This is a genomic window from Pseudomonas sp. NPDC090592, from assembly GCF_044769185.1.
Lineage (GTDB): Bacteria > Pseudomonadota > Gammaproteobacteria > Pseudomonadales > Pseudomonadaceae > Aquipseudomonas.
In genome coordinates this window covers 1-15,754 of record NZ_JBIVXJ010000035.1, presented here as the reverse complement: position 1 = coordinate 15,754, position 15,754 = coordinate 1, and the positions used below count along the sequence as shown (strand labels likewise).

Annotated in this window: 19 protein-coding genes; 17 read left to right on the top strand and 2 right to left on the bottom strand. The window is 65.4% G+C overall.

Annotation, left to right across the window (positions count from 1 at the left end; all coding sequences use genetic code 11):
* Positions 1-182: 182 nt before the first annotated feature.
* The 12 genes from ACIQUI_RS24360 (at position 183) to ACIQUI_RS24305 (ending at position 10,778) form a co-directional block, all read left to right on the top strand.
* Positions 183-1,823, top strand: coding sequence for a lipoprotein UxpA (locus ACIQUI_RS24360; RefSeq protein ID WP_403203218.1), 1,641 nt, complete (start codon positions 183-185; stop codon positions 1,821-1,823).
* Entirely contained in the window at positions 1,820-2,245 is a 426-nt protein-coding gene (locus ACIQUI_RS24355) for a pilus assembly protein PilZ (protein ID WP_403203217.1), read from the top strand. Before ACIQUI_RS24360 ends, ACIQUI_RS24355 begins: the two co-directional genes overlap by 4 nt.
* 3 nt (positions 2,246-2,248) lie before the next feature.
* The gene (gspD, locus tag ACIQUI_RS24350) at positions 2,249-4,003 is read left to right on the top strand and encodes a type II secretion system secretin GspD (protein ID WP_403203216.1); all 1,755 of its coding nucleotides are present in this window, start codon (positions 2,249-2,251) and stop codon (positions 4,001-4,003) included.
* Complete coding sequence (locus ACIQUI_RS24345; protein WP_403203249.1) at positions 4,003-5,451, top strand: GspE/PulE family protein; 1,449 nt, start codon at positions 4,003-4,005, stop codon at positions 5,449-5,451. Before gspD ends, ACIQUI_RS24345 begins: the two co-directional genes overlap by 1 nt.
* A 3-nt stretch (positions 5,452-5,454) precedes the next feature.
* The gene (gspF, locus tag ACIQUI_RS24340; RefSeq protein ID WP_403203215.1) at positions 5,455-6,657 is read left to right on the top strand and encodes a type II secretion system inner membrane protein GspF; all 1,203 of its coding nucleotides are present in this window, start codon (positions 5,455-5,457) and stop codon (positions 6,655-6,657) included.
* 17 nt (positions 6,658-6,674) lie between these two features.
* The gene (gene gspG / locus ACIQUI_RS24335) at positions 6,675-7,109 is read left to right on the top strand and encodes a type II secretion system major pseudopilin GspG (RefSeq protein ID WP_403203214.1); all 435 of its coding nucleotides are present in this window, start codon (positions 6,675-6,677) and stop codon (positions 7,107-7,109) included.
* A 2-nt stretch (positions 7,110-7,111) separates the two neighbouring features.
* Positions 7,112-7,543 carry a type II secretion system minor pseudopilin GspH gene (gspH, locus tag ACIQUI_RS24330; RefSeq protein WP_403203213.1) on the top strand — a complete coding sequence of 144 codons (432 nt, stop codon included), beginning with the start codon at positions 7,112-7,114 and terminating at the stop codon, positions 7,541-7,543.
* Entirely contained in the window at positions 7,540-7,908 is a 369-nt protein-coding gene (locus tag ACIQUI_RS24325) for a type II secretion system protein GspI (RefSeq protein ID WP_403203212.1), read from the top strand. The genes gspH and ACIQUI_RS24325 overlap by 4 nt, the downstream gene beginning before the upstream one ends.
* 143 nt (positions 7,909-8,051) lie before the next feature.
* On the top strand, positions 8,052-8,666 hold the full coding sequence (locus tag ACIQUI_RS24320) for a prepilin-type N-terminal cleavage/methylation domain-containing protein (RefSeq protein WP_403203248.1): 615 nt from the start codon (positions 8,052-8,054) through the stop codon (positions 8,664-8,666).
* On the top strand, positions 8,663-9,739 hold the full coding sequence (gspL, locus tag ACIQUI_RS24315; RefSeq protein ID WP_403203211.1) for a type II secretion system protein GspL: 1,077 nt from the start codon (positions 8,663-8,665) through the stop codon (positions 9,737-9,739). The genes ACIQUI_RS24320 and gspL overlap by 4 nt, the downstream gene beginning before the upstream one ends.
* Positions 9,736-10,122, top strand: a complete 387-nt coding sequence (gene gspM / locus ACIQUI_RS24310) for a type II secretion system protein GspM (RefSeq protein ID WP_403203210.1) — start codon at positions 9,736-9,738, stop codon at positions 10,120-10,122. The genes gspL and gspM overlap by 4 nt, the downstream gene beginning before the upstream one ends.
* Entirely contained in the window at positions 10,119-10,778 is a 660-nt protein-coding gene (locus tag ACIQUI_RS24305; RefSeq protein ID WP_403203209.1) for a hypothetical protein, read from the top strand. Before gspM ends, ACIQUI_RS24305 begins: the two co-directional genes overlap by 4 nt.
* Before the next feature lie 312 nt (positions 10,779-11,090).
* On the opposite strand, the gene ACIQUI_RS24300 is transcribed toward ACIQUI_RS24305, so the two are convergent.
* Together ACIQUI_RS24300 and ACIQUI_RS24295 are read right to left on the bottom strand one after the other, a co-directional pair.
* The gene (locus ACIQUI_RS24300; RefSeq protein WP_403203208.1) at positions 11,091-11,645 is read right to left on the bottom strand and encodes a murein L,D-transpeptidase family protein; all 555 of its coding nucleotides are present in this window, start codon (positions 11,643-11,645) and stop codon (positions 11,091-11,093) included.
* A gap of 25 nt (positions 11,646-11,670) precedes the next feature.
* Positions 11,671-12,228: an NUDIX hydrolase gene (locus ACIQUI_RS24295; protein WP_403203207.1), complete on the bottom strand. Its 558-nt coding sequence runs from the start codon at positions 12,226-12,228 to the stop codon at positions 11,671-11,673.
* 124 nt (positions 12,229-12,352) lie between these two features.
* Here ACIQUI_RS24295 and ACIQUI_RS24290 point away from each other — a divergent pair, with 124 nt between their 5' ends.
* From ACIQUI_RS24290 to purT, 5 genes are all read left to right on the top strand, one after another.
* Positions 12,353-12,952, top strand: coding sequence for a CoA pyrophosphatase (locus ACIQUI_RS24290; protein WP_391130395.1), 600 nt, complete (start codon positions 12,353-12,355; stop codon positions 12,950-12,952).
* Between the two features lie 44 nt (positions 12,953-12,996).
* Positions 12,997-13,521 carry a gamma carbonic anhydrase family protein gene (locus ACIQUI_RS24285; RefSeq protein ID WP_016713007.1) on the top strand — a complete coding sequence of 175 codons (525 nt, stop codon included), beginning with the start codon at positions 12,997-12,999 and terminating at the stop codon, positions 13,519-13,521.
* Entirely contained in the window at positions 13,511-13,708 is a 198-nt protein-coding gene (locus ACIQUI_RS24280; RefSeq protein ID WP_403203206.1) for a DUF1289 domain-containing protein, read from the top strand. The genes ACIQUI_RS24285 and ACIQUI_RS24280 overlap by 11 nt, the downstream gene beginning before the upstream one ends.
* 194 nt (positions 13,709-13,902) lie before the next feature.
* Positions 13,903-14,370: a preQ0 transporter gene (locus ACIQUI_RS24275; RefSeq protein WP_403203205.1), complete on the top strand. Its 468-nt coding sequence runs from the start codon at positions 13,903-13,905 to the stop codon at positions 14,368-14,370.
* Positions 14,371-14,446: 76 nt separating this feature from the next.
* Positions 14,447-15,628 (top strand): formate-dependent phosphoribosylglycinamide formyltransferase, encoded by a 1,182-nt coding sequence (gene purT, locus ACIQUI_RS24270; protein WP_403203204.1) that lies wholly within the window; start codon positions 14,447-14,449, stop codon positions 15,626-15,628.
* Positions 15,629-15,754 lie beyond the last annotated feature (126 nt).

Genomic DNA, 15,754 nt, shown 5'->3' with positions numbered 1-15,754 from the left:
TTAGTGGGGAAATATGATGATTCATTGGCAAAAATGTTAACGGGGTTTTAAAACGACTCGATCTTAGAAAATTACCTGACAGATCAATTTGGAATGTCTGTCGGAATTCTGCCATCAAACTGTAATGCCAACGCCGCAACATCCGGAGCCCTGAATGAACATGGATAAGGATGGCGGGTTCGATGGCAAGCAGCATGCACAGGCGCGAAGTGATCGGCTGGATGGGTATCGGGGCCTTGGCCCCGTTGCTCGGCGCCTGCTCTGCTTTCCCGGCGCAGCAGGGTGGTAACGCCCGCCTTGACCTGCTGTATGTGGCCGACACCCTCGATGCCCGCCAACCTGGCCAGGCCGTTGTGCCGGCTACCCGCCTGGGGCCGGTCAGCCATTTGGGCCGCGCACCGTGGATGACGGGCAGCAGCGCCAGCCTGGCCTACCCGCAACTGGCGCCGTTGCTTGATGCCCGCCAGGCAAGTGGCGCCCAGCTGGGTGGCTATGCGGTGCTGGCGGCGCTGCTGGAGCAACTGCGCGCCGAGGCGGGTGCAGGCAACAGCCTCAGCCTGGAAAACGGCCAGGGCTGGAATGGCAGTGGCCTGGCCTACCTGACCCAAGGTGAGAGCGGCGTACAAGGTAGCCAACTGTTGGGCAGCGAGGTGCGCGTCAGCAGCGACGAACGTGTGTTGTGGCCGCAACGCAGCCATGGGCTGTATCGCCAGACTAGCGTCATTACCTTGGGGGCCGGGCTGGCGGACGCGCAGCGCCAGGCGTTGGGGCTGCAAGCCTTGCACGTCTTCGAGCGCGGCGGTGCCCGGGTTGCCGTGGTCGGTGTCACGGACCCCTATGCCCAGGATCAGAAAGCCTCCCTGAAACAGTGGTACCAGTCTTTGCAGCCCGTGTTCGAACAGGCCCGGCGCGAGGCCGACCTGGTGGTGGCCATGGCCGATGTGGGCACCGGCCCGGGCCTTTGGCTGGCCGAGCGGGTGCCGCAAGTGGATGTGCTGCTGTGTGCCCGCGGCCAGGATCTGTGGCCGGCACCGGTGGAAGTGACCCAAGCCAGCGGCCGACGCGTGCCAGTGGTGTTCGCCGGCTGCCGGGGTAGCGGTGCAATGCGCCTGCGTTGCCAGCAGGTGGCGGGCGTATGGCAATTCGACGGGCGTTTCTTCCCGGCCTTTGAGCAGCAACTCACACCCGCCGCACAACTTCGTGCCGGGCAGCTGGAGGCAACGCTCCGCCTGCAGCGCGCTGGCCATGCGGCGTGGCTGGATCAGCCGCTGGCCCGCGCGCCACAGGCATTGTGGCGCCGCGATACCCGAGGCGGCAGCTGGGATCGGCTGCTGCATCAGGCCTTGGCTGACGACAGCAGCATGCCGGTGTTGCTGCCAGGCCTGCGCTATGACTACCCGCTGCCTGCGGGCGCGTCCATCACCCGCGAACACTTGATCAGCCTGACCGGTGGCTACCCGGCGCCCGTGGTCGAAGCGCCGGCCCGGCAGGTGGAACAAGTGCTGGAGAACGCCGCCGAGCAACTGTTCGGCGACCCAATGCTGCTGGACAACAGCCAGGACCTGCCACGCTGGCAGAGCCAGGCCTGGGGTGTCAGCTACAGCCCGCAAGGCAAGCGCATCACCGGGCTGGAACCGGTACCGGGCCTGTGTCGCACCTTCGGCCTGCAATTCGACAGCCAGGCGGGTGAACCCCTGTGGCAGCGGGTTGAAGCCTGGCTCGCCCGCCAGCCGGCCGGCTGGCAACTGGCGCCGCTGCAATGGCCCGAGGTGCGCTACGTGCAGGGGCACCCGGGGTGGCACCCACGGCAGTTGGCCTCGTGACATTCGCCTCGCGCCTGTTCACTGGCGCTGGCCTGACCCTGGCCGGCTGGCTGGCGGCCCAGTGTGTGTTGCAACTGGGCCGCCAGCCGCAACCCGCCACTGCACCGGCCGCTACCGTTACGCCGCTGCCTGGGCTGATGGTCGGCCACTGGCAAGCGCCGGTCGATGACGCAGCCATCGCCATCACCCGCCTGCCGCTGCAATACCTGGGCGGCCTCAAGGCCCAGCCGCTGGCTGCCAGCGTGGTGGTGCTGCGCTATGGCCAGCAGGTGCGCACCCTGGCCCGCGGCCAGCGCCTGGCGCCGGGCATCGTGCTGCAGGACATCGACAGCGATGGCCTGATTTTCAACAACCAGGGGCGGCGTGAACGCCTGCCCTGGCCGCCACGCCCCGCCGTGACCGGCTTCAAGCGCCAAGGATGAACGATGCCTGTTAGATACTGCGTGGCGGCCGCGCTGAGCCTGGCCTTGTCCATGGCCTGCGCCGAAGAGCCGGTGTTCGATGACAACGGTACCCCGATGTACGAGGTGAACTTTGTCGACACCGAACTGGGTGAGTTCATCGACAGCGTGTCGCGCATCACCGGCACCACCTTCATCGTCGACCCCAGGGTCAAGGGCAAGGTCACCGTGCGCACCGTCGACCTGCACGACGCCGATGCCATCTACGACATCTTCCTGGCGCAGCTGCGCGCCCAGGGTTACGCCACCGTCGACCTGCCCAACGGCAGCGTGAAGATCGTCCCCGACCAGGCCGCGCGCCTGGAACCGGTGCCGGTGGAAACCGGTGGGCAGCAGGGGGAGGGCAGCGACAGCGTGGCCACCCGCGTATTCAAGGTGCGCAACGCCGCCAACGAACAAGTGCTGGGTATCCTCAAACCCCTGATCGACCCACGGGTCGGGGTGATCACCCCGTACCCGGCTGCGCACCAGCTGGTGATCACCGACTGGCGCAGCAACCTCGACCGCATCGCCAGCCTGCTGCGCCAGCTCGACCGCCCGCAAGAGGCACCGAGCAATGGCAGCACCCAGGTGATCTACCTGCGCCATGCCAATGCCGGCGAAGTGGTCAAGGTGTTGCGCGGGCTCAGCCAGGAAGGTGCGGTGCCGGCAGAAGGGGCGGGTGAAGGTGAGGGTAAGGACAGGCCCGTGGTGGCTAGCAGCGGTGGCCCGGGCATTCGCCTGGAATATGAAGAAGGCACCAACGCCGTGGTCATGGTCGGCCCCGACAGCGAGCTGGCCGCCTACCGCGCCATCGTGGAGCAGCTGGACATTCGCCGCGCCCAGGTGGTGGTGGAGGCGATCATCGCCGAGGTGTCCGACAGCAGTGCCCAGGAGCTGGGCGTGCAATGGCTGTTTGCCGACGAAAAATTCGGTGCCGGTATCGTCAATTTCGGCAGCAACGGGGTGAACATCGCCAACATCGCAGGGGCCGCTGCCAGTGGCGACAACGAGGCGCTTGGCGACCTGCTGTCTGCCACCACCGGCGCCACGGCGGGCATCGGCCATTTCGGCGGCGGGTTCAATTTCGCCATGCTGGTCAATGCGCTGAAGGGCAAGAGTGGCTTCAACCTGCTGTCCACGCCCACCCTGCTGACCCTGGACAATGCCGAGGCTTCCATTCTGGTCGGCCAGGAGGTGCCTTTCGTCACCGGTTCGGTCACGCAGAACAATGCCAACCCGTACCAGACCATCGAGCGTAAAGAGGTCGGGGTGAAGCTGCGCATCAAGCCGCAGATCAATATCGACAACAGCGTGCGCCTGGACATCGTCCAGGAAGTGTCTTCCATCGCCGAGTCCAGTGCGGCCAGCGACGTGATCACCAACAAGCGCGAGATCAAGACCAAGGTCATGGTCGAAGACAATGGCCTGGTCATTCTTGGCGGCCTGATCAGCGACGAGTTTAGCACCAGCAGCCAGCGCGTGCCGCTGCTCGGCGATATCCCCTACCTGGGCAGGCTGTTCCGCTCCGATGCGACCAAGAACGCCAAGCAGAACCTGATGGTGTTCATCCGCCCGCGCATCCTGCGCGATGGGCCCAGCCTTGCCGGGCTCAGCGAGGACAAGTACCGCACCTTGCAGCAGACCACGCCGCTGCAATTGCCGGACCTGGCAGAAGGCAAGCCGCTGTTGCAGGTGTTCCCCGCCAGCCGTGCGCGCCTGGAAGGCGGTGACTGGTGATGCTGCCATACCGCCAGGCACGCCAGAGCGGCGTGGCCATGGCCTTGACGGAACAGGGCTGGCAGCTGTGGCTGCGGCCCAACGCCGACAGTGCCCAGTTGCAGGAGCTGCTGCGCGTGCATGGCCAGCCCGGTGCGCTTGAATACCTGGAAGCTGCCGCGTTCGATGAACGCCTCGGCCAGCTGTACCAAACCGGCGATGCCGCCACCGAAGCGCTGATCGAAGGCATCGGCGACCAGGTCGACCTGGACAGCCTGATGAGCGAGATGCCGCGCATCGAAGACCTGCTGGAAAGTGATGACGAAGCCCCGGTGATCCGCCTGATCAACGGCCTGTTCGGCCAGGCCCTGCGCCTGCGTGCCTCGGATATCCATATCGAAACCTTCGAGCAAAACCTGGTGGTGCGCCTGCGGGTCGATGGCCACCTGCGCGAAGTGTTGCGCCCACCGCGGGCGCTGTCAGCCATGCTGGTGTCGCGGATCAAGGTCATGGCGCGGCTGGACATCGCCGAAAAGCGCCAGCCCCAGGACGGCCGTATCACGTTGCGTGCGGCGGGGCGCGAAGTGGACGTGCGGGTTTCGACACTGCCCGGCATTCATGGCGAGCGTGTGGTCATGCGTGTGCTCGACAAGCAGGCCAGCCTGCTGGCACTGGATAACCTGGGCATGCCGCCCGCCGTGTTGCAGGGCCTGCGCAGTTGCCTGGCGCGGCCCAATGGCATTGTGCTGTCTACCGGGCCGACCGGTTCGGGCAAGACCACCACCCTGTACGCCAGCCTCAACAGCCTCAACGATGGCAGCCGCAACATCCTCACCGTCGAAGACCCGGTGGAGTACGCCATCGCCGGCATCGGCCAGACGGCCATCAACCCGCGTGCCGGCCTGACCTTCGCCAGCGGCCTGCGCGCCATTCTGCGTCAGGACCCGGACGTGATCATGCTTGGCGAAATCCGCGACCAGGAAACCGCGCAGATCGCCGTGCAGGCCAGCCTCACCGGCCACCTGGTGTTGTCCACCTTGCACACCAACAGTGCCGTGGGTGCGGTGACCCGCCTGCGCGACATGGGCATCGAACCGTTCCTGATTGCCTCATGCTTGCGGGGTGTGCTTGCCCAGCGCCTGGTGCGGCGCTTGTGCAGTTGCGCCGTGGCGCATCCGCTGCAACCTGCCGAACGTGACCTGTGGCCGGAGCTGGCAGCGCTGGGCAGCAGCTACCACGCAGTCGGCTGCGAACAGTGCCAGGGCAGCGGTTATGTCGGGCGCCTGGGGCTGTATGAATTCATCGAACTGGATGCCGGGCTGATCGGCTTGCTGTACGACGGCGCCAGCGAACTGGCCATGCAGGATTACCTGGGCGAGCGCCGCCAGAGCCTGGTGGCGATGGCCAGCGATTGCCTGGCCCGGGGCGAGACCAGCCTGGCTGAAGTGCTGCGTGTGGTGCAGGGCTAAGGTATGCCGACTTATCGCTATCAGGCTGTCGACCTGGCGGGCAAAGCGCACAAGGCCAGCCTGCAGGCCGACAGCGAACGCCATGCGCGTCAGTTGCTGCGGGAACAGGGCCTGTTCGCCCGCCAGTTGCAGCGTCATGAAGCCGGTACCCGACAACCTCGGCGCCAACGCCTGAGCCGTGCCCAGTTGTGCGAGCTGACCCGCCAGCTGGCAACCTTGACCGGGGCCGGCATCCCGTTGGTCGATGCATTGGCCACCCTTGAGCGCCAGTTGCGTCAGCCGGCCTTGCACAGCGTGCTGGTGGCCCTGCGCGGCTCGCTCGCCGAAGGCCTGGGCCTGGCCCGCAGCCTGGCACGCCAAGGGGCGCCGTTCACGGGGTTGTACTATGCGCTGGTCGAGGCTGGCGAGCGTTCCGGGCGCCTGGCGCAGGTGCTGACACGCTTGGCCGACCACCTGGAACAGGTGCAACGGCAACAACACAAGGCCCGTACCGCTCTGATCTACCCTACCGTGCTGATGGGCGTGTCGCTTGCCGTGGTTGTCGGCCTGATGACCTTTGTCGTGCCCAAGCTCACCGAACAATTCGCCCACGCCGGGCAAAGCCTGCCGCTGATTACCTCGTTGCTGATCGGCCTGAGCCAGGGGCTGGTACACGCCGGGCCGTGGTTGTTGGGGCTGGCGTTGCTGCTTGGCGTGCTCGGCGGCTGGTTGCTGCGCAAGCCGCACTGGTGCCTGCGCCGCGACCAGCTGCTGCTGCGCCTGCCGCGCATCGGCAGCCTGTTGCAGGTGCTGGAAAGCGCACGCCTGGCACGCAGCCTGGCGATTCTCACTGGCAGTGGCGTGGCCCTGCTCGAAGCCTTGCAAGTGGCCACCGAAACCGTCGGCAACCGGCGTATCCGCCTGGCCATGGAGCAGGTGCGCCAGCACGTTCAGGGCGGCACCAGCCTGCACCGTGCGCTGGATACCAGCCAGCAATTCCCACCGCTGCTGGTGAACATGGTTGGCAGTGGTGAGGCCAGCGGCACCCTGGCCGACATGCTCGAACGCGTGGCCGACGACCAGGAACGCGGTTTTGCCCGCCAGGTGGATACCGCCATGGCGCTGTTCGAACCCATGATGATCCTGGTGATGGGGGCCGTGGTGCTGTTCATCGTGCTGGCCGTGCTGCTACCGATCATGCAACTCAACCAGGGCCTGCAACTGTGAAGACAAGGAGTATTGCCATGCAGCATCGACGTCACCGCCAACGCGGTTTCACCCTCATGGAAATCATGGTGGTGATCTTCATCATCGGCCTGCTGATCGCCGTGGTCGCGCCCAGCGTGTTGGGCAACCAGGACAAGGCCATGAAGCAGAAGGTGATGGCCGACCTGGCCACCCTGGAACAGGCGCTGGACATGTACCGGCTGGACAACCTGCGCTTCCCGAGCGGCGAACAGGGCCTGGCTGCGCTGGTGAAAAAACCGAGCCAGGAACCGCTGCCACGGGCCTGGCGCAGTGACGGCTACGTGCGCCGCCTGCCGGAGGACCCGTGGGGCACCCCGTACCAGTACCGCATGCCCGGTGAGCATGGCCGGGTCGATGTGTACTCGCTGGGTGCCGATGGCCAGCCGGGCGGCGAAGGCCAGGATGCCGACCTGGGTAACTGGGAGTTGTAAGGGTGCGGTGTCAGCGGGGTTTCACGCTCATCGAGTTGCTGGTGGTGCTCGCCATCGCTGGCCTGATGACGGGCCTGGCGGTGGCCGGGTTAGGCAGCGGCCAGGCCCGTGTCGACCAGGCTTTGCAACGCCTGGCTAGCGAGACCAGGGACCAGGCTGCGCTGGCCCGGCATGCCGGGCAACTGCGTGGCCTGCGCTGGAATGGTCAACGCCCGGAGTTCGTGCGGCGTGAGGGAAATGCCTGGGTGGTCGAACCCATTGCATTGGGAGACTGGCCCAAGGGCCTGCAACCGGACTGGCCCGCCAGCCCGCAGCCTCGCCTGCTGTTTACCCCGCATGGCTGGGCGCAGCCGGGCAGCGTGCGCTGGCGCTGGGTCGACGGCAGCCAGCAATGGGCCTGGAGCCGCGATGGCCGCCTGCAGGTGGCCCCATGAGGCAACGTCAGCGCGGGTTCACCTTGCTGGAAGTGACCGTAGCCCTGGCGATTGCCGCCGTGCTTGCGGTGATCACCAGCCAGGTTCTGCGCCAGCGCCTGGCCGTGCAGGGCAACCTGCAACAGCACCGCCTTGGCCTGCTGTGCGCGCGTGAACTGCAAACCCGCTTTGCCGTCGAACAATTCTGGCCTGCTGCCAACCAGGCAGCAGGCCAGCTGAGCCAGGGTGGCCAACAGTGCCACTGGCAACTGCAACTGCGCCGCACCGGCGTGCGCGACTTGCGTCGCGGGGAACTGCAACTGTACGCCGACCGTGACCAGCGCCTGCCGCTGGGCCAGTACACCGTGTTTCTGGAGCGCCCATGACTTACACAAGTCGAGAAGCCCGCACGGCCTCTGTGGGAGCGGGCAAGCCCGCGAATCAGGCGACGCGGTGGCTGGCACCGGCTAGGCCGGTGTTCGCGGCGGTTCGACGCATCGACGCGCCCGCTCCCACAGGGGGGCAGCGTATCCAGCAGCGCAGAGTTTCACCCACAAAACACTGCCAGGCAGGCCTCACCCTCATCGAACTGATGGTCGCCCTGGCCCTGACCGCCTTGCTCGGCATCATGCTCGCCGCCCTGGTCAATGGCTGGATGAAAGTGCGTGAACGCCTGCAAGTCACCACCCAGCAAACCTCGGTGCTGGATTTCTGCCTGGCCCTGGAGCGCCGCTTCGACAGCCCGGTACTGCGCCGTGTCTACGACCAGCGGCTCCCCTTGGCCAGCCGCTGGCTGGACTGGCAGCCGGCAAGCAATCAGTTGCAATGGGTTGCCACCACGGGCCTGCCGGAAGCTGAAGGGGGCTCGCGGCTGCAACGTCAGCGCCTGCGCTTCGAGGCCCGCGAGCAGCGCCTGCTGCTGGAAAGCTCGGCCGACCTGTATGCCGCCGCTGCCCCACGTTGGCTGCAGCGCGAGCAACTCGACCGGGTCAGCGCGATGAATGTCCTGTACTACCAGGGTGGCCGCTGGCTGGCCTGGCCTTCCGACCAACCTGCGCACCCCGGCCGTGGCGTGCGCCTGGAATTGCAGCGTGATGGAGCACCCTATGTCTGCACCTTTGCCCTTCCGTGGGGGCGTTCATGAGCGTTGAATGGCTGCGACGTACACCTGCTCAGCCGTGGTTGTTGCTGCGCCCGGTGGGTGTCTGGCACTGGGCAGTGGCCGAGGGCGGGGTTGTGCTGCGCCAAGGGCAGGGCGAACCCCCGGCGAAGCTGCAAGCCCGGGTCGCACTGGTTTTGCCTGCCGAGGCGTGCAGCCTGTTCCGCGTGCCGGCCCCACCCGGGCTCAGGCGGGAAGAGTGGCCATTGTTGCTCGAAGACCGCTTGATGCAGCCACCGGACGAAGTGACTTGCGCCTGCCTGGCCCGCGAGCCTGGTTACCTGCGCTTGCTGGTTGTGGCCCGTCAGCAATTGGAAGGCTGGCGCGGGCAGTGCGCTGCATGGGGATTGCAGGTTGAGCGTTGCTGGGCGGAGTATCAGTTGCTGCCCACAGCAGAGCCGGGTACTGCCTGGCACTGGCAGCGAACGCCCGGTATGTCCGTGTACAAAGGCTTGACCGAGGACCAGCAGGAACACTGGCTGGCGTGGCCCGATGCCTTGGGAGAAATGCCGCAGCAACCTTGGGCACAGCTGCAAAAGGTCTTATTGACTGGCGACTGGCCGAGCACGCTGCCCGACCTCGATTCGATGCCTGGCCTGTTCGAGCGTGCCCGCAAGGCACTTTCATTGCCTGTGGTTTCGCGTGCGCAGCAACAGCTGGTGGCGGCTTGCCTGGTGCTGGCGGCAGTCTGGGGCAGCCTGTGGTTGAGCCAGCAATGGCGTCAGGCACAAGTCTGGCGTGCCCAGGTCATTGCCGTGACAGGCGAGCAGGCCAGCCCACGGCACGCCGCCCAGGCGCTCAAGCGCTTGCGAGAAAGCGCTTTGCAGCAGCAACTGCGCACACGCCAGCTCGAAGACCTGCAGGCGGCTTTGCAGGTTTGGCTGCATGATCACCCCGGCTGGCGCCTGCAAGCGGTGCGCTTCGATGGCCAGCACTGGCAGCTGCGCCTGGAGGGCGACGGCGTGGCACCGCCCTGGCAGGAAATCGCCAAGGCCGCGGGTGCTGCCGTTGCGGTTCAAGGTGGCGAAGTGGTTTTCGATTTGGGGGCCGCAGCATGAACCTGGAGTGGATACAGCACCATCGATTGAAGTTCGCCTGGTTGCTGGTTGCCGTGTTGCTGGCCTTCCTCGCGCTGCGCTGGGGCTTGGCGCAATGGCGTGAACTCAGCCAGTGGCGCGGGCTGGCTGAGCAAGCCGCCAGTTTGCAGGGTGGCCCTAGCGTGAGCATGGAGCGCCTGAAACAGTCGGCCGAGGCGCGGCAGGTTGCACTGGCCGAGGTCGATACGCAAGGCGAAGCCTGGCAGTTGCGCGGGCAGGTGGCCGATGCGCGGGTGCTGCAAGACTGGTTGCAGGCCCTGCGCAGCGAAGGCGTACAGCCGCTGCAATGGGGGCTGGAGCAGGATGGCAAGGCATTGCGTTTCGACCTGCTGGTGCAGCCATGAGCCGATTAGCCGTGGCGTGGGTACTGCTGGTATTCGGCCTGACATTGCTGGTGGAACTCCCTGCCGCCTGGGTCGCACGCGGCTTCGACCTGCCAATGCAAGCCGCCCGTGGCAGCCTGTGGCAGGGCCAGGCGCAACAGTTGGGGCCAGTCGGGCCACTGCGTTGGTCGGTGCAGCCTTGGCGCATGCAGGCAACTGCGCAGTTGGGGTTTCAGGGCCAGGCCTGGCAGTTGCGCGCCGAAGGCTGGCCATGGCGCTGGCAACTGGAGGCAAAGGCGATGGGCACTGAGGCGACGGCGGCCACGGATTACCGCCTGGCCGGGCTGTGGCAGGGCGTAGTACGCATGCAGGGGGCAGGGCGGCAATGCCGGGCCAGCCAGGGCCGCGTTACAGTCAGCGACCTGGCGTTGAGCGCGCCGTGGTCGCTGGGCCTGGGGCAGGGCTGGCTGGAAGTGGACTGCCGCAGCGGCTGGCGCCTGCGTGGTCAACTGGCGCAGCAGGGGCAGCATCAGTTGCTGGTAGATGCCGACCTGCCCGCACGGCGGGCCCAGGTAGCGTTCGAGTTGCAGCCTGATGCAACGTTGACGCCATTGCTGCGCGGAGCACAATGGCTCGGGCCGCAGGCGCTGGCAGGGCAGAAGGAGCTGCGGTGGTAGTGTTTGCCGTGGCCTTTTCAGCGCCTGTGCGATCGAGCGCCGCCCGCGCGGCGCTTCGCGGGGCAAGCCCGCTCCCACATTTGTTGCAACGTGCCACACCTGTCAGGCCATGGTTTCCAGCCTTGTGGGGCCGACTCGATTTCCCCACTGGCGCTGCTGCCGCCCCACCTGTCTCAAGACATGCACCAAGGCTGACAACGCCTCTCCCACAGGCATGGCCACGTTGCAACAAATGTGGGAGCGGGCTTGCCCCGCGAAGCGCCGCGCGGGCGGCGCGCGATCTCAAAGGCGCAACCACCGTCACGCCAGGCGCTAAGGCCGAATCTCGATCAACGTCCCGTCCCGCACCAGGTCCCACACTTCCTGCATGTCACGGTTACGCATGGCAATGCAGCCATCGGTCCAGTCCAGGGTGTGGAAGTACCATTCCGGGTACTCGTCGTTGATCGGTGTGCCGTGAATCATGATCATGCTGCCGGCACTCACCCCTTCGCGGGTGGCACGGGCCGCGTCACTGATGTTCGGGTAGTTGATGTGCATGGCCAGGTTGAAGCGGTCGCTTTGCTTGCGCCAATCGAGCCAGTACAGGCCTTCGGGGGTTTTCTTGTCGCCCTCGCGCTCCTTGGCGCCCTTGGGCTGCTTGCCCAGGGAAATGCGGTAGGTTTTCAGCGGCTCGCCACGGCTGATCAGCTGCAGGCGGCGCTCGGACTTGATCACCAGCACCTTGTCGATCAGCGGTTGCATGGCCTGCTGCGAAGACGATGCCGTTTGCGCTGCCGGCACGGGCTTGCGGATGATGGTCTCGGTGAAGGCCGCCTGGGACACCGAGGTAACGCAAAGGCAGAAAAGGGCAAGCAACCAGCGCATGTAACGGTATCCCTGAAGGCTTCTTCTATGTAGAGGTGGTGGTCGTGACGTTCATCGGTGGCAGGTATTCATGGCCAATGGGGTAGTGTTGCCCGATGCGGTCGCGATAGTAGCATTCTAGTGTGCGCGTGACGGTGCGGAAAGCCAGCTCGCCCCACGGTATCTCATGTTCTTCGAACAAGCGCACCTCAAGGCTTTCGACACCCACATCAAAGGCAAGGTCCGCCAGCTCGGCGCGGAAGAATACATGCACCTGGTCGATGTGCGGCAGGTCGAACAATTGGTACAGGCTCATTTCCCCGACCCGCGCGCAGGCCTCTTCGACGGTTTCGCGACGGGCGGCCTGGTCAAGGGTTTCGCCGTTTTCCATAAAGCCTGCGGGCAGGGTCCAGAAACCGCGTCGTGGTTCGATAGCCCGCCGGCACAGCAGCACCTGGCTGCCCCAGGTGGGTAGCACGCCAGCGACGATGTTGGGATTCTGGTAATGGATGGTCTGGCAAGACTCGCAGACAAACCGCAGGCGGCTGTCGCCTTCGGGAATCCGCTGGGTGACCGGGTGGCCGCACGCGCTGCAGAATTTCATGTGAAGTTCCTTTTGTTCAAGGCTATCTTGGCGCGCCGGCAGGGCGCTGCGCAAGCGCAGGGGCTTGGGTGCTTCGCGGCTTTGGTGCATCATGCAAGGCAGGCCTTGGATACGAGCGTGCGCAATGCTGGACGAGCTACTTCGCCGAATGAGCAACCACCAACCCGCATCACTGGAAACCGACCGACGGTTCCCTGAAGCGGCGGTCCTTTTGCCCGTTACCCGTAGCGAAGCGCCCGAACTGGTATTGACCCTGCGCGCCAAGGGCCTGTCCACCCATGGCGGTGAAGTCGCTTTTCCCGGCGGGCGCCGTGACCCGGAAGACCCGGACCTGGTGTTTACCGCCCTGCGCGAAGCCGAGGAAGAAATCGGCCTGCCGCCTGGGTTGGTGGAAGTGATCGGTCCGCTCAGCCCACTGATTTCGCTGCATGGCCTTAAAGTGACGCCATTCGTCGGGGTTATTCCCGACTTCGTCGAATACCGCGCCAACGACGCCGAAATCGCGGCAGTATTCACTGTGCCGCTGGAATTCTTCCGCCAGGACCCGCGCGAACATACCCACCGTATCGATTACCAGGGGCGCAGCTGGTATGTGCCCAGTTACCGCTATGGCGAATACAAGATCTGGGGGCTCTCGGCGATCATGATCGTCGAACTGGTGAACCTGCTGTTCGATGCCGGCATCAGCCTGCACCAGCCCCCTGAGCGTTACATCGAAAACTGAGCGGGGCCTACCCCGCCGTCTGCGTTCCAGCCTGAGGAGCATGCATGAAATACCGCCTGGGCGACCTGCGGGTCGAAAGCCATCCCACCAGTTGGGCCGCACCCAACGCCACGCTGATCGGCAATGTGCGCCTGCAGGCCGATGCGAGTGTGTGGTTTGGCGCGGTGTTGCGCGGGGATAACGAGCTGATCGATATCGGCGAAGGCAGTAACGTGCAGGATGGCACGGTCATGCACACCGACATGGGCTCGCCGCTGACCCTGGGCAAGGGCGTGACCGTAGGCCACAACGCCATGCTGCATGGCTGCACGGTCGGCGACTACAGCCTGGTGGGCATCAATGCGGTGATCCTCAACGGTGCGCGCATCGGCAAACATTGCATCATCGGGGCCAACGCGCTGATCGCCGAGGGCAAGGAAATCCCGGACGGTTCGCTGGTAATGGGCTCGCCAGGCAAGGTGGTACGCGAGTTGACCGAGCAGCAGAAGCGCATGCTCGAAGCCAGTGCCGCGCACTACGTGCATAATGCCCGGCGTTATGCGCAAGAGCTGGTGGTTGATGATGAATGATGTGGTAGAGCGGCCGGTGGCCTCGCCTTGCGTGAGCATTTGCGCACTGGACGAGCAGGATATCTGCACCGGGTGCCAGCGCACCGTGGCGGAGATTGGCCGCTGGGGGCGGATGGACAACGACGAGCGGCGGGCAGTGCTCAAGCTTTGCCATGAGCGGGCAGTACAGGCCGGCCTGATCCTTTAGGTTGACGCGCACCCTGTAGGAGCGGCCTTGTGTCGCGATGGTCTGCGAAGCAGACCCAGGATTTCGGCTGCGCTGCACCATTTTTGGGTCTGCTTCGCAGCCCATCGCGACACAAGGCCGCTCCTACAGGGTTTGCCGTTGCCTGCGGGGTGAGCCAGCGGTAATCTGTACGGCTTGCCCACAGACTACCCGCCATGTTCTATCTGATCGCCTATATCAGCAGCGTAGTGCTGATCAACTACGCGTTTTCCAGTGCCCCGCACCTGGACATCATCTGGTCCGCCTGGGGTGGCCTGGTGTTCATCCTGCGCGACATGGTGCAGACCCGCTTCGGCCACGGCGCCCTGGTTGCCATGCTGGTGGCCCTGGTGCTTTCCTACGTTACCTCGGAGCCGGCCATCGCCCTGGCCAGCGCCACGGCGTTCTTCATTTCCGAGCTGATCGACTGGCTGGTGTTCAGCATCACCCGTCGGCCACTGCGTGACCGCCTGTGGTTGAGCTCGGCGCTGAGCATTCCGGTGGATACATTCATCTTCTTCGGCATGATCGGCGCCCTGACCCCGGCGGTGGTCGGCACCGCCATGGCCTCCAAGCTCGCCGGTGTCACCGCCGTGTGGCTGGCCATGGCATTTCGCGCCCGGCGGGCCGCCGTTGCCGGTTGATGGTGTAGAATAACGGTCCTTTTTCAGCGGGCAGTGCCAAGCCTGGTGCGGCCCCGGATGCCTTCGAGGACCTGAAATGACCCGTATCGGAACCCCCTTGTCGCCCACCGCGACCCGTGTACTGCTGTGCGGCTGTGGCGAGTTGGGCAAGGAAGTGGTGATCGAGCTGCAGCGCCTGGGCGTCGAAGTGATCGCCGTCGACCGCTACGCCAATGCCCCGGCCATGCAGGTGGCGCATCGCAGCCACGTGGTCAACATGCTCGATGGCGTTGCCCTGCGTGCAGTGATCGAGGCCGAGAAACCGCACTACATCGTCCCTGAAATCGAAGCCATCGCCACCGCCACCCTGGTCGAGCTGGAAAACGAAGGCTTCAACGTGGTGCCGACCGCCCGCGCCACCCAGCTGACCATGAACCGTGAAGGCATCCGTCGCCTGGCCGCCGAAGAGCTGGACCTGCCGACCTCGCCGTACCACTTTGCCGACACTTATGAAGACTACGCCAAGGCCGTGGCCGATGTCGGCTACCCGTGTGTAGTCAAGCCGGTGATGAGCTCGTCGGGTAAAGGCCAGAGCCTGCTGCGCAGCGATGCCGACCTGCATAAGTCGTGGGACTACGCGCAGGAAGGCGGTCGCGCCGGCAAAGGCCGCGTGATTGTCGAGGGCTTCATTGACTTCGAATACGAAATCACCCTGCTGACCGTGCGCCACGTTGGCGGCACCACCTTCCTGGAACCGGTTGGCCACCGGCAGGAGAAGGGCGACTATCAGGAGTCGTGGCAGCCGCAGGCCATGAGCCCGAAAGCGCTGGCCGAGTCGCAGCGCGTGGCCAAGGCGGTTACCGACGCCCTGGGCGGTCGTGGCCTGTTCGGCGTGGAGCTGTTCGTGAAAGGCGACCAGGTATGGTTCAGCGAAGTGTCGCCACGCCCGCATGACACTGGCCTGGTGACCCTGATTTCCCAGGACCTGTCGCAGTTTGCCCTGCACGCCCGCGCCATTCTCGGCCTGCCGATTCCGGTGGTGCGCCAGTTTGGCCCGTCGGCATCGGCAGTGATCCTGCCGGAAGGGCAATCGCAGCAGACCAGCTTCGCCAACCTGGGCGCCGCGCTGAGCGAACCGGATACGGCCATCCGCCTGTTTGGCAAGCCGGAAATCAACGGTACCCGCCGCATGGGCGTGTGCCTGGCGCGTGACGAGTCGGTCGAGCTGGCGCGCGCCAAGGCGACCCGCGCTTCGCAGGCGGTCAAGGTCGAGTTCTGATCTGAGAGTGCTGGGGCCGCTTTGCGGCCCTATCGCGACACAAGGCCGCTCCTTGTATCTCGACTTTCGCCTCTCAAAAGGCGAAAGTTCTCGACTGATCATCGAGGGAAGGCCTTGAAGCCGAGC

Coding starts and splice junctions, on each gene's coding strand:
- gspD (WP_403203216.1), top strand. CDS start 2,249: ATGCCTGTTAGATACTGCGTGGCGGCCGCGCTGAGCCTGGCCTTGTCC.
- gspM (WP_403203210.1), top strand. CDS start 9,736: ATGAACCTGGAGTGGATACAGCACCATCGATTGAAGTTCGCCTGGTTG.
- ACIQUI_RS24345 (WP_403203249.1), top strand. CDS start 4,003: ATGCTGCCATACCGCCAGGCACGCCAGAGCGGCGTGGCCATGGCCTTG.
- gspF (WP_403203215.1), top strand. CDS start 5,455: ATGCCGACTTATCGCTATCAGGCTGTCGACCTGGCGGGCAAAGCGCAC.
- ACIQUI_RS24280 (WP_403203206.1), top strand. CDS start 13,511: ATGATGAATGATGTGGTAGAGCGGCCGGTGGCCTCGCCTTGCGTGAGC.
- ACIQUI_RS24285 (WP_016713007.1), top strand. CDS start 12,997: ATGAAATACCGCCTGGGCGACCTGCGGGTCGAAAGCCATCCCACCAGT.
- ACIQUI_RS24300 (WP_403203208.1), bottom strand. CDS start 11,645: ATGCGCTGGTTGCTTGCCCTTTTCTGCCTTTGCGTTACCTCGGTGTCC.
- ACIQUI_RS24275 (WP_403203205.1), top strand. CDS start 13,903: ATGTTCTATCTGATCGCCTATATCAGCAGCGTAGTGCTGATCAACTAC.
- ACIQUI_RS24295 (WP_403203207.1), bottom strand. CDS start 12,228: ATGAAATTCTGCAGCGCGTGCGGCCACCCGGTCACCCAGCGGATTCCC.
- ACIQUI_RS24290 (WP_391130395.1), top strand. CDS start 12,353: ATGCTGGACGAGCTACTTCGCCGAATGAGCAACCACCAACCCGCATCA.
- gspG (WP_403203214.1), top strand. CDS start 6,675: ATGCAGCATCGACGTCACCGCCAACGCGGTTTCACCCTCATGGAAATC.
- ACIQUI_RS24325 (WP_403203212.1), top strand. CDS start 7,540: ATGAGGCAACGTCAGCGCGGGTTCACCTTGCTGGAAGTGACCGTAGCC.
- gspL (WP_403203211.1), top strand. CDS start 8,663: ATGAGCGTTGAATGGCTGCGACGTACACCTGCTCAGCCGTGGTTGTTG.
- ACIQUI_RS24360 (WP_403203218.1), top strand. CDS start 183: ATGGCAAGCAGCATGCACAGGCGCGAAGTGATCGGCTGGATGGGTATC.
- purT (WP_403203204.1), top strand. CDS start 14,447: ATGACCCGTATCGGAACCCCCTTGTCGCCCACCGCGACCCGTGTACTG.
- ACIQUI_RS24305 (WP_403203209.1), top strand. CDS start 10,119: ATGAGCCGATTAGCCGTGGCGTGGGTACTGCTGGTATTCGGCCTGACA.